A 20319-nucleotide genomic window follows, 5' to 3' on the forward strand; every position below is an offset into this window, starting at 1 on the left:
TGATGCTTGCTGTTTTTCTCTTAATTCCTTTTTTGCTGATTCGTTTTCCTTTATTGAGTCATTTCGGCAAAAACGCTTTGTCTCGCGCGGCTTATTTTGCACCAGTCCAAGGAAAAGAAAAGATAGCTTATATGATTTATCAATTGAGCAATCTAGCCTTGTTCATAACTTCTTTTTTGCTTGAAATTAAGTTTGATTTTTCTGTTTACTTTTATGCTGGAGTGGCTATCTACCTGCTTGGTTTGGCTTTGTGTGCTATCAGTATGAGGGACTTCGCTAGACCAGATGAAAACGGCATGAATACAAAGGGGCTTTATCGCTATTCCCGTAATCCCATGTATGTAGCTTACTTTGTTTGTTTTTGGGGAATAGCTTTTTTGACTAAGTCAATGATTTTCTTTCTAATTTTAGTCATTTTTCAGACTGCGGCCCACTGGATTATCCACTCTGAGGAGCGCTGGTGTCTTAAAAAATTCGGAAAGGCTTATCAAGCCTATCAAGATAGGGTACGGCGTTATATTTAGAAATTTTCTGAACTAATAATTATTTAATAAAGCAGTTAGCGGATAACAATAGAAATACTATTTATCTGATTTGTAACAAAATTAATACTAGATGGAGTTTGAGATGGGATATTGGGATTATTTTTCGAGAGGCTTGCTTCAATCATTTTCTTGGAAAGACGGCTATGACAATGCTTTGTTAAGAGACGTGCCAGGGGAATCATATTTGTTAGGTGTCTTCTCGCATTCTTTGTTAGCCGTATTGATTACTTTTCTTGTTTTTTATGGTTTAAATATTGCTAAATTAAAAGCAGGTTCTTGGAAAGCTCTTATTAGCAAAGAATATCAAAAGAACCCGGTTAAATCTGTATTAGTTCTTGGTTTTGGTTTACCAATTACGATTCTTGTTCTTGTTTTTCATGAAGTTCATAGACCTATAGAAGCTCTACATGTTTATGAATATTTCAAAGAACAAAACGTGCACGCTGATATTGTTCGCTTAATTGATATAGATATACATACTACGACTGGTAGGTATGGAAGAAAGATATTTAGTAATCTTATCTTCGTAGTTGAAACAAAAGAAGGGACTCGTAAAGTGAACATTTCCGATGCCACACAGTATGAGGCAGAATTTTTAAAAGAAAATCTTGAAACGCCAACAAATATTTCCGTTCATGTAAATAGTAAGGGTGAAATAGTCTTTGTTCATTAGTAGATAAAATTTAAAGATAATCCTTGAAAATCCGTTTTCATGAGATGAAAAAGCTTGCTAAAGAGCTGCAGAAGTGCTATACTTATAGAGTTGACTATGCACATTCCTGTGCAACCGCACGATCATCGTTGCTCGTCGTATAACAAATTTAAACTTCGTCATTGTCGCCTTGCCTAACACAAGTTATGCCTTCGGCTCAATTCCTAGTTTATTCTTTGTTATACTTAGAGCTCTTCTCTTAAGTGGTTCGTCCCACGATGCTAGGCGAGTCTTCACAAAATTCGGGGAAACCCTAAAAATCATAGGAGGTGCATAATGAGCACATACGCAATCATTAAAACTGGCGGAAAACAAGTTAAAGTTGAAGTTGGTCAAGCAATCTACGTTGAAAAGTTGAACGCTGAAGCTGGTCAAGACGTTACTTTTGACGAAGTTGTTCTTGTTGGTGGTGAAAACACTGTTGTAGGAACTCCGCTTGTTGCTGGAGCTTCTGTTGTCGGAACTGTTGAAAAACAAGGCAAGCAAAAGAAGGTTGTTACTTACAAGTACAAACCTAAAAAAGGCAGCCATCGTAAACAAGGTCACCGTCAACCATATACAAAAGTTGTCATCAACGCTATCAACGCTTAATTTTAAGGAGATTAAATGATACAAGCAGTCTTTGAAAGAGCCGAAGATGGCGAACTGAGGCGTGCAGAAATCACAGGTCACGCCGCGAGTGGTGAATACGGCTTTGATGTCGTGTGTGCGTCCGTTTCGACGCTCGCCATTAATTTTGTCAATTCAGTTGAGAAATTCGCAGGCTACGAACCAAACTTAGAATTAAACGAAATAGAAGGCGGTTATCTGAAGGTTGAAATTCCTCAGGATATACCGTCACACCAAAGAGAAATGACTCAGCTTTTCTTTGAATCATTTTTCCTAGGAATGGCAAACTTATCGGAGGACTCATCTGAGTTCGTCCAAACCAGAGTTATCACAGAAAACTAACACGGAGGAAAAACATTATGTTAAAAATGAATCTTGCTAACTTGCAATTATTCGCCCACAAAAAAGGTGGAGGTTCCACATCTAACGGACGTGATTCACAAGCGAAACGTCTGGGAGCTAAAGCAGCTGACGGTCAAACCGTAACTGGTGGTTCTATTCTTTACCGTCAACGCGGCACTCACATCCATGCAGGTGTCAACGTTGGACGCGGTGGAGACGATACTTTGTTTGCAAAGGTTGAAGGCGTAGTACGCTTTGAACGCAAAGGACGCGATAAGAAACAAGTTTCTGTTTACCCAATCGCTAAATAATTAATAAGAAATCCCCATGCTCGGATATTGAGCATGGGGATTTCTTATTAGAGACAGCATGATAAAGCATTTGTTTAATGATTCATGATGATGCTCATCAATTTTAGCATACAAACTCTGATAATATTCTAAAATTTTAATTTTTAGACTAATAAATATATGAAATCGCTTGCAGTTCCTATTTTTTTATGTTATTCTATATAAAATAGATGCAATCATGTTTCTAAATCTAAAAAGATAAGGAGAAATTATGGAAAAAGAATCATTTAAACTTCCAGGCTTTTCATTGTACAAATTGAAAGTTGGATTAGTATCAGCAACTCTTCTATTTGCCTTTTCACAAGCTTCGCATGTTTTTGCAGATCAGATTAGCACACCACCTTCAAGTGGAATAGCAAAAACTGAAGCAGTAAGCTCTCCGATTGAAGCTGCTGGTGCTGAAATTGCTGCTGATACGACGAAACCTGTTGTTGAAGAATCTACAGCGAAACCAGGAGATTTGATCGATGTCTCAAAAAATGTATCGCCTGTTGATGTCAAAGAAAGTCAAGAAGGCAATCAAACAGTCCATGTAGAAACGGCAACCGTTGATGTTACAAAGACAGAAGTGGCTCCGGCAAAGGTTGATAAGGCGCCAGAGCCAATAACTAGACGTACTGAAAATACTTTATCTGGCACAGATGAAAATGGGAATCCCTATACGCAGTATGAGAGAGTAGATAAGACTACAACCATCACCTACACCTCAACGCCACCAACTGTGACAAAAGCAGGTTCAGCTGATATTGTCTTTGTTGTCGACCGTTCAGGATCCATGGGTGGCACAATTGATATTGTTCGTGCAAATATTAATGAATTTGTGCGAAATATTACTAAAGAGGGGATTACAGCACGTTTTGGTCTGGCAACATTTAGCGATGAAGTCTACGGCCGTAATTCTGGCAGCAAAGATGAAGATACGGTTCTAACACGGTTTGGGTCATCTTATTTTACAACTGATCCGGCTGAGCTCGAAAAAGCGTTAGCTGCGATTCGTATAGCGAGTGGAGGAGATACTCCAGAAACACCAACTCCTGCCCTGAACCAGATTATTTCGACCTATGATTGGTCTAAGTCATCTAAAAATAAGAAATTCGTCGTTTTATTAACAGATGCTGAAATGAAAGAAGACCCTTCAATTCCAACGGTTGCTGATACACTTGCGGCTTTGAAAGCTGCTGGTATAGAAAGAACCGTAGCAACGGTAAAAGCGATTGAGGGAATTTACAAAAATTTTGCAACAGAAGGCAGAGTGCTTGATATCGAAAATAACCTAGCTGATGCTCTAACAAAAGGAACCACTTCATGGATTGTTGAAAGTGTCAATGAAGCTCGTTACTATAAAATCATAAAAGATAGTTATCAATTCTATCTTGAGCGTCGTACTACAATGCCTATATCTACCGTCTACCATGTTCAGGCACCAACACTTTTGGCCAAATCTGAACAGACTCTTCCTAAAACAGGAAGTAGCGAAAAGGCAGTCTATAGTGTTGTGGGGCTTGGTTTGCTTCTGGCTGGATTGGGACTAGGTATTAGTGTAAGAAAATCAAAAGAACAATAACCATCTGCTTATAAAAAATGAATTTTCTATTTGAGTGATTTTGAATAAAATAAATACCAGAAACGAAGACATACGTCCTCATTTCTGGTATTTTTCGTTATGGTGTAACTTCTTCGTCTTTTATATTGACAACGCCATGCCAATTAGTATAATAGGTCTTTCCTTTGTAGTCGAAAGAACCTTGCCTCAAAAGATCGCTATACTCGGTAAAGTAATAATAGTACTTGCCAATCTTATAAAGTCCGTTTTTATAAGGTGTCCCATCTTCTCCAAAGTAATAAGTATATTCAGAGTAACTAACAAATCTGTTTTTGACCATTTCTCCGTAAGAATCAAAGAAGTATTGCTTGCCGTCTACACTGTAAAGATTGATGACCCTTCGTCCTTTTTCGTCAAAATAATAGACTTTACCTGTTGGGCTAGTATAGAAGGAGTTTTTTAGATTCGTCGGAATTTGTTCTCCTGGATCATCCCGAACTTCGTATATAGATCTAATAGGATCAAGTGCATAGTATTTACCCTTGTAAAGAACGATTCTATTTCTAATCCTTTCACCAGTTTCTTCATCAATAACGCTAGGATAATCATTCTTAGGTGCTTCCGGAACCTTGATAGGTCCTGGATCATCAAAGATAGTAGGGTCGTCCTCAATGTCTGGTACACTAGGATCGTAAATACCAACTTCACGTCTAGAAGCCCAGTCAGGGATTGACTTGTTCTCCGCTCGAACTGTTCCGGTGGAAATCAAAGCAGCGGCCAAAGTTGCAGCAGAAGCGAGGGAAAGCCCCAGCCAGTAGCGGCTGTTGAACATTGCTTTGGTGTTCTTTTCTTGTCTCATAGCAAATCCTTTCTATGCAACTGTTAGCACAAGATAAAAGAATCTTGTTTTTAACAGTTAGGTTATGTTATTTCTATAAAATTATACCTCTGTAACATTTCTATAATATTGTAATACTATTTCATTTTTATAGAGATTGTATTACTAATTGGTGATAAAAACAAACAATCATTAGATAATATGTAAACGTTTACAAACATCGTTTTTTGTGCTATTATTATAGGGATGAAAGGAGAATGCCTATGATGAAAAGGTATAAATTGCTATTGGCGCTTGCCTTATCATTACTAGTTTTTTGGCCATTGGGAGCCATAAAAGCAGATTCGGTTAATCAGCCGCCAGAATCTGCTAACCAGTCTGAACAAGCAAGTGCAGCAGTTGTAACGGACTCTTCTGATAGTGTTGCAGGGGCTAGTGGCACGACAAGTCAGGATAGTCAAATTGCCGCAAAAGCCTTGCCAGTCTCTGATGCTTCGGAAGTTGCAGCTACTGAAACGGCTGCTTCAACCCAAGAAGCCAATACTGGTAATTTGGTAGAAGATTCTGCCAAACCAGCGACCGCTCAGTCTGCAGAAGTTTCCTCAGATGCCAATCAGGCGCAAGGTCAAGCGGCGACTGATGCGCCACCAGCTTCTAAGAGAGTACAGGAGCTTGTGGCAGATATGACGCTTCATCAGAAAATTACCCAGATGCTGATGCCAGACTTCAGAAAATGGCAGCAAGAGGGCCAAGCTGCCCAGTCCGATATGACGGAGCTTAATAAAGAGGTTGCAGAAGCGGTTGATAAATACGACTTTGGCGGAGTTATTCTTTTTGCTGAGAATGTGAAAGGAACTGCTCAAACCTTGGCCTTGACGCAAGCCCTGCAGCAAGCAGCTATCGGTAACCAAGCTAATAATGGTAAGTTGCCGCTCTTGCTCGCTATTGACCAAGAAGGTGGTATTGTCTATCGTTTGGGCAGCGGGACAGCTCTTCCCGGCAACATGGCAGTTGGCGCGACGCGTGATCCGGAATTGGCTAATCAAGCAGGTCAAATCATCGGACGGGAGCTATCAGCTCTAGGTTTGAATGTCAACTTTGCTCCTGTTTTTGATACAAATAATAATCCACAGAATCCCGTTATTGGTTTGCGTTCCTTCTCTTCAGATCCTAAGGTGGTTGCCCGTTTGGGAACGGCTATGATGGAGGGGATTCAGAAATACAATGTCGCAGTAGCGGCTAAGCATTTCCCTGGGCATGGTGATACGGCGGTGGATTCTCACACTGGCCTGCCTCTGGTGGATAAGTCCTATGCTGAATTAGAAGCGCTGGAGCTGCTGCCCTTCAAGGCTGCCATTGACAAAAATGCTGATATGCTGATGACTGCTCATATTCAATATCCTCAGATTGAAAAAGACACGGTTATATCTAAACAAACTGGGGAAACCATCTATATCCCTGCCACCTTGTCTGATGACATTATTACCGGCATTGTTCGCAAGAAATTTGGCTACAAGGGAGTGGTGGTATCTGATGCTATGGGGATGGATGCGATTGCCAAAAACTTCGGAGAATCTGAAGCGGCTATCATGGCTATCAAATCAGGTGTGGATGTAGTTCTGATGCCAACCGTCTTACGTAGCAAGAGTGATTTAGCTAAAATCGATAAGATTATCAATGATATTGAGCAGGCGGTTCAGAGAGGCGATATTCCAGTCAGCAGATTGGATGAGTCAGTGACTCGCATCTTGAATCTAAAAGAAAAACGAGGTATTTTAGACTTTGACCCATCTGAACGTACCCAAGCTAAGGCTGAAGCAACTGTTGGCTCAGAGTTAAACAGAGATACTGAACGAAAAATCGCTGCTAGTGCAGTGACCGTAGTTAAAAACGATGATACTGTTCTGCCCTTTAAGGTCAAATCTGGCGACAGGATTTTGCTGTTAGCTGCTTATGACGATGAAGTGCCTGGACTAGAGCTGGGTGTCAAGCGTCTGATAGCGGACGGAGTGATTCCAGCAGGTGTCACATATGAAGCGCTAAACTACAGCAAAACAACCAAGTTAGAAGATTTGAAAGGGAAGATTGACCAAGCAACTCACCTAGTCTTGATTTCTGAAATTGGACGACAATCTCAACTGGCCAGCGATTTCTGGTTGACAAGAGTACCGACAGAAGTCGTGGACTATGCAAATGCAACTGGAAAACAGGCAGCTGTCATGAGCATTTCCAAACCTTATGATGTAGCGAATTATCCTAATGCCAAGGCTATTGTAGCAGTTTATGGAAACAAGGGTATGGATCCAACTGAGTCTCTGAAGCCAGACAATGCCTTCGGTCCTAATATCCCAGCAGGTGTGGAAGTTATTTTCAATGGTCAAAATCATGTTGGGAAGTTACCGGTAAATGTGCCGAGTATCAAGGATGGTATCATGTCCGAGACAGAGGTAGCCTATCCTATCGGGCATGGTCTCTTTTATACCGATCCAGTTAAGGATATCAAAGTGAATATCCCTGCATCTGCTCAGCTAGATCAGCCTTTTACAGCTACCGTTACCCTGAGTGGACTAAACGGTTTAGAAAAAAATGACTACCGTCTTGCCCTTAAGATGGATACTCAGCATTTTAGCATCCTGCCAAGTCAAGACTATACCATCTCTGGTGAAACTGTTTTGATTTCTAAAAAAACCAATGATACCAATCCGGTTGAGATCAACTTGAAAGGTTTAGTAGAAGGTCAGTTCAGTCCAGTGCTTTCCTTGACCTTGATTGACAGTCAAGATAGAGAATTCGGCATGGGAGAAGGTTATTACAAAGAGCTTGTTCAGATTGCTGCAGCTGGGCAGAATACGATTCCAGGCCAACAAACTCCTCCGCAGTTGAGTTTACGTTCTGTTGAACCTGTAAGTTCTCGTCAGCAACTAAGTCAGCAGGCTACACAGGCTAGCCAGCTTCCTAAAACAGGAGATAGCAGCAGTTTGTTCTTAGTCTTGTTGGGTGCCTTGTTCTTGTTTGGGGCTGTCTATCTGTATGACTTGTCCTCTCGCAGACTATAAGCAATAAAAGAACGAGCGAGCAGTGTTGAAGAGCTCACAGTTTTACTTATTCTTGATAAAATAACAAAAAGGAAGAATCCAAAGTAACTTTGCAGTAAAAGCGGATTCTTCCTTTTTTATTTGGAGATTTGTAGGAATGCTGCAGCAGAGAGCTTTGCGAGTTTTCTAAAAATACGTAGGCTTGAATATTTTACTCGTCTGTCATCAGTTTACTATTTACTTTTTATACACTTTTTGGTATAATAGTTCATGTTATAAAATGTAACATCAAAGGAGGTTCTATCCATGAAAGCATCTAAATGGCTGATTGCGACTGGAGTTGCACTGAGTGCCGGGCTATTGCTTACGGCTTGTAGCCAGTCTTCATCTAGCACAAATAATTATACTTACGTTTATAGTTCAGACCCTGACAGCTTGAACTATCTTGCTACAAACCGTGCAACGACAAATGATGTCATTTCCAACCTGGTCGATGGACTTTTTGAAAATGACGAGTACGGAAATCTGGTTCCCTCTATCGCGAAGTCATGGACAGTTTCTAAGGACGGTCTGACCTATACTTATAAGCTGCGTGATGATGCTAAATGGTACACATCCGATGGTGAAGAATATGCAGAAGTAAAAGCTCAGGACTTTGTGACTGGCTTGAAGTATGCAGCGGATGAAAATTCTGAAGCTATTTATCTCGTTCAGGACTCTGTGAAGGGCTTGGATGCTTATATCAAGGGTGAAGATAAGAATTTTGACAATGTTGGTGTCAAGGCTATTGACGACCATACTCTGCAATACACTCTGGCTCGCCCTGAGCCATATTGGAACTCTAAAACGACCAGCACGATTCTTTTTCCAGTCAATGAAGAGTTTCTGAAAGCAGAAGGAAGCAATTTTGGCTCAGTCAAGCCATCTAGCATCCTCTACAATGGTCCTTACTTGCTTAAGTCTCTGACTTCCAAGTCTGTGATGGAATTTGTCAAGAACCAAAACTACTATGACAAAGACAATGTTACTCTGGATAGTATCAAACTGACCTACTATGATGGAAATGATCAGGAAGCGCTGATTCGCAACTTCAGCGATGGCGTTTACAGCACGGCTCGTCTCTATCCGAATAGCTCTGGCTTTGCTTCAGTCAAGAAGAAATATGCGGACAATATCGTATACAGCCCGCAGGATTCTACTTCTTATTACTATAATTTCAACTACAACCGTCAGTCTTACAATCATACTTCTAAAACAACAGACGCTCAAAAATCTGCTACTAACGAAGCAATCATGAACAAGGACTTCCGTCAGGCTATTAACTTTGCCTTTGACCGTACATCTTATGGTGCGCAAGGAAATGGTGAAGACGGAGCGACTAAGGTCTTGAGAAACACCTTAGTGCCGCCTACTTTTGTTCAAATTGGCGACAAGGACTTTGGAACCGTTGTTGGGGAAAAATTAGTCAACTATGGTAGCCAATGGCAAGGAATTGATCTTTCTGACGCTCAAGATCCTTACTACAATCCTGAAAAAGCTAAGGCGAAATTTGCAGAAGCTAAGCAAGCCTTGCAGGCTAAAGGAGTTGAATTCCCAATTCACTTAGATATGCCTGTGGATCAGTCTAGCACGATTGGCGTTCAATGGGCTAGCTCAACTAAGCAGTCTATCGAATCGGCTCTTGGAGCAGAAAATGTCGTCATTGACCTGCAAAAGATGAGCACAGACGATCTTAATAATATCACCTATTTTGCTAATTCTGCTGCTCAGAAAGACTATGATATGTCTACTGGTGGCTGGACTGGTGACTACCAAGACCCATCTACCTACCTTGACACTCTTAATATCAAGAACGGTGGAAGCTTGCAAAACTTTGGTTTTGAACCTGGTCAAGACAATGATAAGATTAAAGAGCTAGGCTTGGATACATATACTAAGATGCTGGAAGATGCCAATGCTGAAACTAACGATGTGCAGCTGCGTTACGAAAAGTATGCAGAAGCGGAAGCTTGGTTGCTAGATAGTGGCTTAATTATCCCGACTGTTTCACAAGGGGCAACGCCGTCGGTTACTAAATCAGTGCCATTTACAAAGGCCTACTCACCAGTTGGTGTCAAAGGTTCAGCTTACAACTTCAAGCTGACTCAGCTTCAGAAGGATGTTGTAACGACCAAAGAATATGAAGCTGCTAAGAAAAAATGGAAAGAAGAAGCTACTGCGGCAAATAAAAAAGCCCAGGAAGAACTTGCTGACCACGTTGAAAAATAAAAAACGATTCACTTAGCGACATTGGGGCTGGATTTTTCCAGCCCCTTTTTGAATGGCTTGACCGAGGTTTTTGTAGTAAAATAGAAAGAAATACTGGAAGGAAGTGAGACGGATGCAAATAGGAATTTATAGTGCATTGCCTGAGAAAGAAAAGCAAGTATTGTTTGAATTAGTTCAAGAGTGTAATAAGGTGGACGGAGGATATAGACTGCCCTACCTGGATAATAATTATAATGCAGATCCTGAAATGCCAGCCTTCTTCTTGGCTGAGATGGATGGCCAGACCATCGGCTTTTTATCAGTCTACGCGGATGAACCTGGCCAAGCTGAGGTTTCTCTCTATGTTCTGCCGATGTATCGCCGTCAGGGTGTGGCTAATCTGCTTCTGGCTGCTTTTGCAAAAGTAGCTGATCAGTATGATTTGACCGAGATTGAGTATGTAGCGGAGCTGGTCTTTTTGAATGGTCATCCCGATTTTGCTAGGAGATTTGATTACCAAACAGATGAAGCGGAAATTTGGCTGGCACAGCCTGCTCAAGCTTTTCCTCTGGAAGAAAGAGAAGGGATTGAGGTTTTGCAGGGGAGTTTGGACTTGGCTGAAGAGATTGCAGCCTTTCAGTCCCAAGTCTTTGAGACACCGCTAGATGTTGCCTTGAAATACGCCAGAGAAGCCGTTAGCAGTGGTTCCAGTCTGCTTTACATCTTGAAGAAAGATGGTAGAGTTGTAGCTTCTGTGTCGGTTGATACGGATTTTGGCACTAATTATTTCTTTGGCTTGGCGGTTAATCAAGATTTTCAAGGGCAGGGGTTAGGAAGTTATCTCTTGCTTGCAAGTATGCAGGATTTGAATAAACTCAATGGACAGGAGTTTCAGATTGTCGTAGAAAAGCAGAATACCCGAGCTTTGAAACTTTATAAAAAGCTAGGCTTCAAAGAGATGACAGAGGTTGTCTATCTAAAAGAAAAATAGCAAATTTGTCTCAGATTACTCATTAACTTAAAAGGAGAAACTGGCTTCTTACAGTTGGTTTCTTTTGTTCTGCCTTGGTTTATGGTATAATGAGACGATATGTAAAGAAGGAAAATATTATGAATATTCAACAATTGCGTTATGTGGTCGCCATTGCTAACAGTGGGACTTTTCGAGAAGCTGCGGAAAAAATGTATGTCAGTCAGCCTAGTCTGTCTATCTCTGTCCGTGATCTGGAAAAAGAGCTGGGTTTCAAGATTTTTCGTCGGACCAGCAGCGGGACTTTTCTGACACGCCGAGGAATGGAGTTTTATGAAAAGGCTCAAGACTTGGTCAAGGGTTTTGATGTTTTTCAAAATCAATATGCTAATCCTGAAGAGGAGCGGGATGAGTTTTCTATTGCCAGCCAGCACTATGATTTTCTGCCACCTTTGATTACACAATTTTCTCAGACCTATCCAGAGTATAAGAATTTCCGAATTTTTGAGTCAACAACCGTGCAGATTTTGGACGAAGTAGCGCAGGGCCATAGTGAAATTGGCATTATCTACCTCAATAATCAAAATACCAAGGGGATTATGCAGCGGGTGGAAAAGCTAGGCTTGGAAGTAATTGAGTTGATTCCTTTTCAGACCCACATTTACCTGCGGGAAGATCATCCTCTGACTCAGAAGAATGAGCTGGTCATGGAAGATTTAGCTGCCTTGCCAACTGTTCGTTTCACTCAGGAAAAGGACGAGTATCTCTATTATTCAGAGAATTTTGTCGATACCAGTGCCAGCTCACAGATGTTTAATGTGACGGACCGAGCGACTTTGAATGGGATTTTGGAGCGTACCGATGCTTATGCGACGGGGTCTGGCTTTTTGGACAGCAATAGTGTAAATGGTATTACTGTCATCAAGCTTCGTGACAACTTGGACAACCATATGGTCTATGTCAAGCGTGAAGATGTGGAGCTGACTCAGGTCGGGGAAGACTTTGTATCGGTTATGAAAGAGTATTTTGCACAGAAAAAATAAAGTATGAAAAGAAAAATTATTATTCCTTTTGCAGTCTTGGTTCTTATTGCTGTGGACCAGCTGGTTAAGTTGTATATCGTCAGCGATTTTAAGCTAGGGCAGGTCAAGAGTTTCATTCCTCGTCTGGTGAGCCTAACCCATCTCCAGAATACTGGTGCAGCCTTCTCCATGCTAGAAAATCAACAATGGCTCTTTACATTGGTGACATTTCTGGTTATCGGCGGAGCTGTTTACTACCTCATCAAGCACCTCCATGCCTCAAAGTGGATGCTGGCTGGGCTGACCTTGGTGATTGCTGGCGGTTTGGGGAACTTTATCGACCGGATACGTCAAGGTTTTGTTGTGGATATGTTTCAGTTAGATTTTATCAATTTTGCTATTTTCAATGTGGCGGATATGTATCTAACCTTTGGTGTAGCTATTTTACTGTTGATGATTTTGAAGGAAGAAAAAGATGGAAGTAAGAATTGAGGCTTCGGTAGCTGGTCAGCGATTGGACAAGGCGGTTGCCGAGCTGACAGACTTATCGCGGAGTTTGGCTAATGAGCAGATCAAGGACGGCCGGATTTTGGTCAATGGACAAGCCAAAAAAGCCAAATACGCTGTCAAAGAAGGCGATGTCATCTCCTATGAGCTGCCTGAGCCGGAAGTGGTTGAGTATGTGGCAGAGGATATTCCGCTAGAAATCGTCTATCAAGATGAGGACGTGGCAGTCGTCAATAAACCTCAAGGAATGGTGGTCCATCCTTCTGCGGGTCATACCAGCGGTACGCTAGTCAACGCGCTCATGTATCACATCAAAGACCTGTCTGGCATCAATGGAGTCCTAAGACCAGGGATTGTCCATCGGATTGACAAGGACACTTCTGGGCTTCTCATGATTGCTAAGAATGACCAAGCCCATGTGGCTCTGGCTGATGAGCTCAAGGATAAGAAATCCCTACGCAAGTATTGGGCTATTGTTCATGGAAATCTGTCTAATGACCGTGGAGTGATTGAAGCACCGATTGGGCGCAGTGAAAAAGACCGCAAGAAACAGGCCGTGACAGCCAAAGGCAAGCCTGCTCTGACGCGTTTCCAAGTCTTGGAACGTTTTGGTGACTATAGCTTGGTTGAGCTTCAGCTGGAAACAGGCCGAACCCATCAGATTCGCGTCCATATGGCCTACATCGAACACCCTGTGGCTGGAGATGAGGTTTATGGACCGCGCAAGACCCTAAAAGGACACGGCCAGTTTCTTCACGCACGAACGCTGGGCTTCACCCATCCTCGAACTGGTGAAGTTCTGGAATTTACAGCTGAAGTACCAGATATTTTCCAAGAAACCTTGGAAAAGCTGCGACAAAGATAGCAAGTTCATTTATTATTAAAATACAAATTTTCCTTTGACCGCTTCAATCGCGGTCGTTTTTATTTTCTGTAAATCGTGGTATAATAAGACAATCTAGCAGTGAAGGAAAAGGAAATGAAAGCAAAGCGAATCGTATTTAAGGTGGGGACTTCGTCATTGACCAACGCAGATGGCAGTCTGTCACGCGCCAAGGTAAAGGAAATTACTCGGCAGTTGGCACTCCTCCATGAGGCGGGGCATGAGTTAATCTTGGTCTCATCAGGAGCTATTGCGGCAGGTTTTTCTTCTCTGGGCTTTAAAAAGCGACCGACCAAGGTGGCGGATAAACAGGCTTCAGCTGCGGTTGGACAAGGCTTGCTCCTCGAGGAATATACAACTAATCTTCTTTTGAAGCAAATCATTTCTGCTCAGATTCTTTTGACCCAGGATGATTTTGCAGATAAGCGGCGTTACAAGAATGCCCATCAAGCCTTATCTGTCTTACTGAATCGCGGCGCTATTCCTATCATCAATGAAAATGACTCGGTGGCCATCGAGGAGCTCAAGGTCGGAGATAATGATACACTGAGTGCGCAAGTAGCAGCCATGGTTCAGGCGGACCTCTTGGTGCTTTTGACTGATGTAGATGGACTCTACACAGCCAATCCCTCTAACAATCCAGATGCCCGCCGGCTTGAAAAGATTGAGAAGATCAGCTCTGAGCTGATTGATATGGCTGGCGGTGCAGGAACGAGCAACGGAACTGGTGGCATGCTGACAAAGATTAAGGCAGCAACGTTGGCAACCATGTCTGGTGTTCCGGTCTATATCTGCTCCTCGCTCAAGACCGATGCTCTGCAGGAAGCTGCGGAGGAAACCAAGGATGGCAGTCTCTTTTTAGCCCAGGAAAAGGGTCTAAAAACGCAGAAGCAATGGCTTGCTTTCTATGCTAAAAGTCAAGGGGAAATCTATGTAGACCAAGGAGCAGCTGATGCTCTCAGAAATAAGGGAAAAAGTTTGTTGGTGTCTGGTCTTGTATCTGTATCGGGTAGCTTTGCCTATCAAGATACGGTGACGGTTTATGAAGAAGGCAGTGGAGCTATTCTTGGTAAAGGGCGCGTGCGTTTTGGCAAGTCTGCTCTTAAAGATATGCTCAAGTCCAATAAGCCTAAGGGTGTTGTCATTCATCGGGATGACTGGATCTCTTTGACGCCGGAGTTGAATGATTTATTTGCAGAATTTTAGAAGACGAGGAAAGGAGAAGCGATGACCTCAACACAAGCGATTTTTGAAAAGGTTCAGAAGGTCAAGAAGACAATTAATACGGCCACAACAGCTGAGAAAAACCATGCTCTAGAAGAAATGGCAAAGCAGCTCTGGCTTTCTCGTGCGGATATTTTAGCAGCCAATGAATTGGATATGGAAGCGGCTAAAGGTAAGATTTCAGATGTGATGCTGGATCGCCTCTATCTGGACGAGGATCGCATCGCTGCCATGGCAGAGGGTATTCGTCAGCTGATTAACTTAGAGGATCCCGTAGGGCAAGTCTTGGAAAGAACCGAGCTTGATAACGGCCTTGTCATCAGTAAGAAGCGGGTGGCCATGGGCGTGATTGGGATTATCTACGAAAGTCGGCCTAATGTCACCTCTGACGCTGCGGCTCTGGCTCTAAAGAGTGGTAGTGCAGTCGTCCTCAGAAGCGGCAAGGATGCCTATCAGACAGCGCTAGCTATTGTCACAGCCTTGAAAGAAGGCTTGGTTCAGACGGAGATTTCGCCGGATTGTATCCAGTTGGTTTCTGATACCAGTCGGGCTTCTGCTCAGGCTATGATGAAGGCCAAGGGCTATCTTGATTTACTCATTCCTCGCGGAGGTGCTGGACTGATTCAGGCGGTCGTGGAAAATGCGACAGTGCCAGTTATTGAGACAGGTACTGGAATTGTCCATGTCTATGTAGATAAGGATGCTGATCAAGACAAGGCTTTGGCGATTATTGAGAATGCCAAGACCAGTCGCCCTTCTGTCTGCAATGCCATGGAAGTACTACTGGTTCATGAAGAGATTGCAGCAGAATTTTTGCAACGTGTGCAGAAGATGCTGGTGACAGATCGAGATGCTGCGCAAGAAAAGTCTGTTGAATTGCGTTTGGATGAGAAAGCAGCTCAGTATATCTCAGGAACACAAGCTAAATCGGAAGATTTTGATACCGAATTTTTGGATTATATCTTAGCTGTCAAGCTGGTTTCCTCGCTGGAAGAAGCGGTGGAGCATATTGAAGCTCACAGCACCCATCACTCGGACGCCATTGTGACGGAGAATGAGGCAGCGGCAGCTTACTTCACAGAGCAGGTGGATAGCGCAGCAGTTTATGTCAATGCCTCAACCCGCTTTACAGATGGCGGTCAATTTGGACTTGGCTGTGAGATGGGAATTTCTACTCAAAAACTGCATGCCAGAGGTCCTATGGGACTGAAAGAGTTGACCAGCTATAAATACGTCATCCAAGGGACTGGTCAAGTGAGGAAATAATGATGAAAATTGGAATTATAGGTCTGGGAAATATGGGTGGCAGTCTCGCTCGCCTAGTTGCCCAAGATAAAAGATTTAGAAGTGAATTACTCCTGGCTAATCGCAGTCGTTTCAAGGCTGAAAAGATTGCTGCGGAAGTTGGTGGTCAGCCGGTCAGTAATAAAGAAGTTTTTGCTCAGGCAGAGGTGATTTTTCTGGGTATCAAACCAGCTCAATTTGCTGACTTGCTGGCTGAGTATCAGGAAGTTCTAGAAAAACGAGAGTCTCTTTTGCTGATTTCGATAGCTGCTGGGCTGACCTTGGAAACGTTGGGAAAATGGGCGCCTAGCCACCATCGTTGGATTCGGATCATGCCTAATACACCGGTAGCTGTAGGTGAGGGCGTTATTAGCTTTGCTTTATCCCAGCAGGCGAATCAAGCGGATGAAGACTTGTTGTGTGAACTTTTGTCTTCGGCTGGTCTTTTGGTCAAACTAGAGGAAAAACAGCTGGATGCTGCCACGGCACTTGCTGGATGTGGACCAGCTTTCGTCTATCTCTTTATAGAGGCTTTAGCGGATGCAGGTGTCCGAGTAGGACTCAGTCGCGATATATCCCTGCAGCTAGCCAATCAGACCCTCTTGGGTGCTGTTAAGCTAAGTCAGGTCAGTGGGCAACATCCTGCTCTGCTCAAAGACCAGGTCTGCAGTCCGGCCGGTTCGACCATCGCTGGGGTAGCCAGTCTGGAAGAAAATGCCTTTCGAGGAACGGTCATGGATGCCGTTCAAGCTGCCTACAAGAGGACGCAGGAGTTGGGGAAGAAGTGATTTAGATCTTCAATTTTTTAGATTATAGGAAAGGGTGTGGCTTGCGAGGACATTTTTTGTCATTGCAGGCTCACTCTTTTTTTCTTTGTTTAATATTCAAATAAGTCCTCTCTTTAAAACTGTGGTATAATAAGTACTATGCAAACCAAACCGACTTCTGCTTATGTGCACATTCCTTTTTGTACTCAGATTTGTTATTACTGCGATTTTTCCAAGGTTTTTATCAAAAATCAGCCGGTAGATAGTTATCTGGAGCATTTGATTGAGGAGTATGATTCTTACGACATCAAAAAGCTTCGTACCCTCTATATCGGTGGTGGGACTCCGACGGCTCTATCGGCGCCTCAATTAGCCTTTTTGCTGGAAAAGCTGACAGATAAGCTGGACTTGTCTTATCTAGAAGAGCTGACCATTGAAGCCAATCCTGGGGACTTGGACCGAGAGAAGATTGCTGTACTTAAAGACTCGCCTGTCAATCGTGTTTCGCTGGGTGTACAGACTTTCAATGACCGCATGCTTAAGCAAATTGGCCGCAGTCACTTGGAAAAGGACATTTTTGATAATATTGCCAATCTCAAAAAAGCGGGTTTTGATAATATCTCGATTGACCTGATTTATGCCCTGCCCAAGCAGACCATGGAAGATGTGAAAACCAATGTAGCCAAGGCTATTGCCCTAGACATTCCCCACATGAGTCTGTACAGCTTGATTTTGGAAAATCATACGGTCTTCATGAATCGGATGCGGCGAGGGAAACTGCCTCTGCCCAAGGAAGATTTGGAAGCGGAGATGTTTGACTACATTATAGCTGAGCTGGAAAAGGCCGGCTTCGAGCATTATGAGATTTCAAACTTTTCCAAGCCAAGCTTTGAGAGCCGCCACAATCTCATGTACTGGGACAATGCGGAGTATTATGGTATTGGAGCGGGAGCGTCTGGCTATGTCGATGGTGTTCGCTATAAAAACCACGGGCCGATTCGCCATTATCTGCAGGCGGTTGAAGCGGGTAATGCCCGTGTGCAGGAAGAAATGCTGACGCTGAAAGAAAAGATGGAAGAAGAGATGTTTCTAGGACTGCGCAAGAAATCAGGCGTGTCAAAAAAACGTTTTGAGGAAAAATTCGGTCTTTCCTTTGAAGACCACTACGGAGCTGTTGTGTCTGAACTGACTGATCAAGGCTTGCTAGTCCCGGACAGAGATATCGTGCGCATGACCAAACAAGGCCTCTTTTTGGGCGATACGGTTGCTGAGAAATTTATATTGGAGTAAATCATGGGCTTAACTTATCAAATGAAAATGAAAATTCCTTTTGATATGGCAGATATGAATGGCCATATCAAGCTGCCAGATGTTATCCTGCTATCCTTGCAGGTATCGGGGATGCAGTCGATTGAGCTAGGTGTTAGCGACAAGGATATGCTGGAGCAGTATAATCTGGTTTGGATTATCACGGACTATGATATTGATGTGACACGTCTGCCACGATTTGCAGAAGAAATTACTATTGAAACAGAAGCTTTGACCTACAATCGGCTCTTTTGCTACCGTCGCTTTACAATTTTTGATGAAGCGGGTCAAGACATTATCCAGATGCTGGCAACTTTTGTTCTTATGGATCGGGATAGCCGCAAGGTTCGTGCCGTTGATCCGGAGATTGTAGCGCCATATCAATCTGAGTTTTCCAAGAAATTACTGCGCGGTCCTAAGTATCCAGACTTGGAAAATCCTTTCAGCAAGGACTACCATGTACGCTTTTACGACTTAGATATGAACGGACATGTCAATAACAGCAAGTATCTGGATTGGATCTTTGAGGTCATGGGTGCAGACTTCCTAATGAAACACATTCCCAAGAAAGTCCATCTCAAGTATGTCAAGGAAGTCCGACCGGGCGGCATGATTGCTTCTAGCTATGACCTAGAAGGTCTGCAGAGCAATCACCAAATTTCCAGTGACGGCGAAGTCAATGCCCAGGCTTTGGTGACCTGGCAAGAGTTTAAACAAGAAAATTAGGAAGAGTAGAAATGACGTATAAAGGATATTTAATTGATTTAGATGGGACGATTTATAAGGGAAAGAGCCGGATTCCGGCTGGCGAAGCTTTTGTGCATGAGTTGCAGAAGCGTAAGATTCCCTGCCTTTTCGTGACCAATAATACCACGCGCACGCCAGAAGCAGTGCAGACCATGCTGGCTGCAAATTTCAATATTGAGACGCCACTTGAAACTATTTACACAGCGACTTTAGCTACCATTGATTATATGCAGGAGAAAAATCTGGGCAAGAAAGTTTACGTTATCGGTGATGTAGGGCTTAAACATGCTATTGAAGAAGCTGGATATATAGAGGACACAGAAAATCCTGACTATGTAGTAGTGGGCCTTGACTGGGAAGTAGACTATGAGAAGTTGACAATAGCAACGCTAGCCATTCAAAAAGGTGCGCACTTTATCGGGACCAATCCTGATCTCAATATTCCGACTGAGCGAGGTCTGCAGCCAGGAGCAGGTGCTATCAATGCCCTCTTGGAAGCAGCCACTCGGGTTGAGCCGACCTTTATCGGCAAGCCTAATGCTATCATCATGGAAAAAGCCATAGAGCATCTAGGGTTGGCGCGTGAAGAAGTGATCATGGTGGGTGATAACTATCTGACAGATATTCGAGCGGGAATTGATAACGGCATTCCGACCCTCTTGGTTACGACAGGTTTTACCCTGCCAGAAGAGGTGCCCAATCTGCCGATCCAACCAACGCATGTCTTGTCCAGTCTAGCGGAGTGGGACTTCGATGCGTGATAAGTTAAGATTTTCAGCCAGCATCTTGTGCTTGTTGGCAGTAGCTATCTTGTTAACCATTTATCTGGCTTGGCTCTTATACCCGATGGAGATTTCTTATTTCAACTTGCCGGATAAGGTGTATTTGAAAGCAGAGACCATTCAGTATAATTTTAATATTTTGATGAATTACCTGACCAATCCTTTTAGTCAGAAACTGGCGATGACGGATTTTCGTTCGTCAGCAGCAGGTCTGCATCATTTTCAGGCGGTCAAGTATCTTTTTCACTTGGCGCAAGCTATTTTTCTAGTTACTTTGCCGGCTTTGATTTTCTTTATCAAAAAAGTAGTCAAAAAGGGATTTTTAGGTCTCTATAGACGGGCTTTTCTGGTGATTAGTCTTTTGCCGCTTGCCTTAGGTGTACTTGCCTTTCTGATTGGCTTTAACAGTTTTTTTACACTCTTTCATCAAGTTCTCTTTGCCGGAGACAATACCTGGATGTTTGACCCAGCCAATGATCCAGTCATTTGGATTCTACCAGAAGAATTTTTCATGCACGCCTTTATTCTTTTTGCTTTGCTTTATGAGGGAATCTTTTTGACCTTGTATTTGCTGAGCAGAAAGGGTAAAGAGTAAACTTAAAAC

At 42.9% G+C, this 20319-nt stretch carries 20 protein-coding genes and 1 other annotated feature; of the genes, 19 read left to right on the forward strand and 1 reads right to left on the reverse strand.

Features of this window, described 5'->3' with window-relative positions; genetic code table 11:
* Window positions 1–2: 2 nt before the first annotated feature.
* From PCY71_RS01105 to PCY71_RS01130, 6 genes are all read left to right on the forward strand, one after another.
* Window positions 3–524, forward strand: coding sequence for an isoprenylcysteine carboxylmethyltransferase family protein (locus tag PCY71_RS01105; protein ID WP_048773288.1), 522 nt, complete (start codon window positions 3–5; stop codon window positions 522–524).
* Window positions 525–627: 103 nt separating this feature from the next.
* Entirely contained in the window at window positions 628–1218 is a 591-nt protein-coding gene (locus PCY71_RS01110; RefSeq protein ID WP_223310264.1) for a hypothetical protein, read from the forward strand.
* Window positions 1219–1320: 102 nt separating this feature from the next.
* Window positions 1321–1500 (forward strand) — a sequence feature (ribosomal protein L21 leader region).
* Window positions 1501–1533: 33 nt separating this feature from the next.
* Window positions 1534–1848 carry a 50S ribosomal protein L21 gene (gene rplU / locus PCY71_RS01115; protein ID WP_002904398.1) on the forward strand — a complete coding sequence of 105 codons (315 nt, stop codon included), beginning with the start codon at window positions 1534–1536 and terminating at the stop codon, window positions 1846–1848.
* A 15-nt stretch (window positions 1849–1863) separates the two neighbouring features.
* Window positions 1864–2208, forward strand: a complete 345-nt coding sequence (locus PCY71_RS01120; protein WP_002900460.1) for a ribosomal-processing cysteine protease Prp — start codon at window positions 1864–1866, stop codon at window positions 2206–2208.
* A gap of 17 nt (window positions 2209–2225) precedes the next feature.
* Window positions 2226–2519 carry a 50S ribosomal protein L27 gene (gene rpmA, locus PCY71_RS01125; RefSeq protein ID WP_002895619.1) on the forward strand — a complete coding sequence of 98 codons (294 nt, stop codon included), beginning with the start codon at window positions 2226–2228 and terminating at the stop codon, window positions 2517–2519.
* A gap of 250 nt (window positions 2520–2769) precedes the next feature.
* On the forward strand, window positions 2770–4122 hold the full coding sequence (locus tag PCY71_RS01130; RefSeq protein WP_048773290.1) for a vWA domain-containing protein: 1353 nt from the start codon (window positions 2770–2772) through the stop codon (window positions 4120–4122).
* 97 nt (window positions 4123–4219) lie between these two features.
* Here the strand turns inward: PCY71_RS01130 and PCY71_RS01135 are convergent, their stop codons facing one another.
* On the reverse strand, window positions 4220–4960 hold the full coding sequence (locus tag PCY71_RS01135) for a hypothetical protein (protein ID WP_048773293.1): 741 nt from the start codon (window positions 4958–4960) through the stop codon (window positions 4220–4222).
* 236 nt (window positions 4961–5196) lie between these two features.
* Between PCY71_RS01135 and PCY71_RS01140 the strand changes: the two genes are divergently transcribed.
* The 13 genes from PCY71_RS01140 to PCY71_RS01200 all read left to right on the forward strand — a co-directional run bounded on the left by PCY71_RS01140 (window position 5197) and on the right by PCY71_RS01200 (window position 20310).
* Complete coding sequence (locus PCY71_RS01140; RefSeq protein WP_048773295.1) at window positions 5197–7995, forward strand: glycoside hydrolase family 3 N-terminal domain-containing protein; 2799 nt, start codon at window positions 5197–5199, stop codon at window positions 7993–7995.
* Between the two features lie 285 nt (window positions 7996–8280).
* Entirely contained in the window at window positions 8281–10242 is a 1962-nt protein-coding gene (locus PCY71_RS01145; RefSeq protein ID WP_048773297.1) for a peptide ABC transporter substrate-binding protein, read from the forward strand.
* A gap of 112 nt (window positions 10243–10354) precedes the next feature.
* Window positions 10355–11212, forward strand: coding sequence for a GNAT family N-acetyltransferase (locus PCY71_RS01150; RefSeq protein WP_048773299.1), 858 nt, complete (start codon window positions 10355–10357; stop codon window positions 11210–11212).
* A gap of 119 nt (window positions 11213–11331) precedes the next feature.
* Entirely contained in the window at window positions 11332–12234 is a 903-nt protein-coding gene (locus PCY71_RS01155) for a LysR family transcriptional regulator (RefSeq protein ID WP_032912458.1), read from the forward strand.
* Window positions 12235–12237: 3 nt separating this feature from the next.
* Window positions 12238–12705 (forward strand): signal peptidase II, encoded by a 468-nt coding sequence (gene lspA, locus PCY71_RS01160; protein WP_002909845.1) that lies wholly within the window; start codon window positions 12238–12240, stop codon window positions 12703–12705.
* The gene (locus PCY71_RS01165; RefSeq protein WP_002909844.1) at window positions 12689–13585 is read left to right on the forward strand and encodes an RluA family pseudouridine synthase; all 897 of its coding nucleotides are present in this window, start codon (window positions 12689–12691) and stop codon (window positions 13583–13585) included. Before lspA ends, PCY71_RS01165 begins: the two co-directional genes overlap by 17 nt.
* A gap of 114 nt (window positions 13586–13699) precedes the next feature.
* Complete coding sequence (gene proB / locus PCY71_RS01170) at window positions 13700–14809, forward strand: glutamate 5-kinase (RefSeq protein WP_032912457.1); 1110 nt, start codon at window positions 13700–13702, stop codon at window positions 14807–14809.
* A 21-nt stretch (window positions 14810–14830) separates the two neighbouring features.
* Window positions 14831–16093: a glutamate-5-semialdehyde dehydrogenase gene (locus tag PCY71_RS01175; RefSeq protein ID WP_048773300.1), complete on the forward strand. Its 1263-nt coding sequence runs from the start codon at window positions 14831–14833 to the stop codon at window positions 16091–16093.
* A gap of 2 nt (window positions 16094–16095) precedes the next feature.
* Window positions 16096–16899 carry a pyrroline-5-carboxylate reductase gene (gene proC, locus PCY71_RS01180; RefSeq protein ID WP_048773302.1) on the forward strand — a complete coding sequence of 268 codons (804 nt, stop codon included), beginning with the start codon at window positions 16096–16098 and terminating at the stop codon, window positions 16897–16899.
* 138 nt (window positions 16900–17037) lie between these two features.
* Window positions 17038–18168 (forward strand): radical SAM family heme chaperone HemW, encoded by a 1131-nt coding sequence (gene hemW, locus PCY71_RS01185; protein WP_048773304.1) that lies wholly within the window; start codon window positions 17038–17040, stop codon window positions 18166–18168.
* A gap of 3 nt (window positions 18169–18171) precedes the next feature.
* A complete protein-coding gene (locus PCY71_RS01190; RefSeq protein WP_048773306.1) occupies window positions 18172–18912 on the forward strand; it encodes an acyl-[acyl-carrier-protein] thioesterase in 741 nt (246 codons plus the stop codon).
* A gap of 11 nt (window positions 18913–18923) precedes the next feature.
* Window positions 18924–19694 (forward strand): TIGR01457 family HAD-type hydrolase, encoded by a 771-nt coding sequence (locus tag PCY71_RS01195; protein WP_048773308.1) that lies wholly within the window; start codon window positions 18924–18926, stop codon window positions 19692–19694.
* On the forward strand, window positions 19687–20310 hold the full coding sequence (locus tag PCY71_RS01200; protein WP_048773309.1) for a TIGR01906 family membrane protein: 624 nt from the start codon (window positions 19687–19689) through the stop codon (window positions 20308–20310). Before PCY71_RS01195 ends, PCY71_RS01200 begins: the two co-directional genes overlap by 8 nt.
* Window positions 20311–20319 lie beyond the last annotated feature (9 nt).

Source organism: Streptococcus sp. SN3 (assembly GCF_030439905.1).

Bases quoted from the DNA above. Each gene is read 5' to 3' on its own strand.
- PCY71_RS01120 (WP_002900460.1), top strand. From the start codon at position 1,864: ATGATACAAGCAGTCTTTGAAAGAGCCGAAGATGGCGAACTGAGGCGT.
- PCY71_RS01140 (WP_048773295.1), top strand. From the start codon at position 5,197: ATGCCTATGATGAAAAGGTATAAATTGCTATTGGCGCTTGCCTTATCA.
- lspA (WP_002909845.1), top strand. From the start codon at position 12,238: ATGAAAAGAAAAATTATTATTCCTTTTGCAGTCTTGGTTCTTATTGCT.
- PCY71_RS01195 (WP_048773308.1), top strand. From the start codon at position 18,924: ATGACGTATAAAGGATATTTAATTGATTTAGATGGGACGATTTATAAG.
- proB (WP_032912457.1), top strand. From the start codon at position 13,700: ATGAAAGCAAAGCGAATCGTATTTAAGGTGGGGACTTCGTCATTGACC.
- PCY71_RS01135 (WP_048773293.1), bottom strand. From the start codon at position 4,960: ATGAGACAAGAAAAGAACACCAAAGCAATGTTCAACAGCCGCTACTGG.
- rplU (WP_002904398.1), top strand. From the start codon at position 1,534: ATGAGCACATACGCAATCATTAAAACTGGCGGAAAACAAGTTAAAGTT.
- rpmA (WP_002895619.1), top strand. From the start codon at position 2,226: ATGTTAAAAATGAATCTTGCTAACTTGCAATTATTCGCCCACAAAAAA.
- PCY71_RS01175 (WP_048773300.1), top strand. From the start codon at position 14,831: ATGACCTCAACACAAGCGATTTTTGAAAAGGTTCAGAAGGTCAAGAAG.
- PCY71_RS01155 (WP_032912458.1), top strand. From the start codon at position 11,332: ATGAATATTCAACAATTGCGTTATGTGGTCGCCATTGCTAACAGTGGG.
- PCY71_RS01150 (WP_048773299.1), top strand. From the start codon at position 10,355: ATGCAAATAGGAATTTATAGTGCATTGCCTGAGAAAGAAAAGCAAGTA.
- proC (WP_048773302.1), top strand. From the start codon at position 16,096: ATGAAAATTGGAATTATAGGTCTGGGAAATATGGGTGGCAGTCTCGCT.
- hemW (WP_048773304.1), top strand. From the start codon at position 17,038: ATGCAAACCAAACCGACTTCTGCTTATGTGCACATTCCTTTTTGTACT.
- PCY71_RS01165 (WP_002909844.1), top strand. From the start codon at position 12,689: ATGGAAGTAAGAATTGAGGCTTCGGTAGCTGGTCAGCGATTGGACAAG.
- PCY71_RS01105 (WP_048773288.1), top strand. From the start codon at position 3: ATGCTTGCTGTTTTTCTCTTAATTCCTTTTTTGCTGATTCGTTTTCCT.
- PCY71_RS01110 (WP_223310264.1), top strand. From the start codon at position 628: ATGGGATATTGGGATTATTTTTCGAGAGGCTTGCTTCAATCATTTTCT.
- PCY71_RS01190 (WP_048773306.1), top strand. From the start codon at position 18,172: ATGGGCTTAACTTATCAAATGAAAATGAAAATTCCTTTTGATATGGCA.
- PCY71_RS01145 (WP_048773297.1), top strand. From the start codon at position 8,281: ATGAAAGCATCTAAATGGCTGATTGCGACTGGAGTTGCACTGAGTGCC.
- PCY71_RS01200 (WP_048773309.1), top strand. From the start codon at position 19,687: ATGCGTGATAAGTTAAGATTTTCAGCCAGCATCTTGTGCTTGTTGGCA.
- PCY71_RS01130 (WP_048773290.1), top strand. From the start codon at position 2,770: ATGGAAAAAGAATCATTTAAACTTCCAGGCTTTTCATTGTACAAATTG.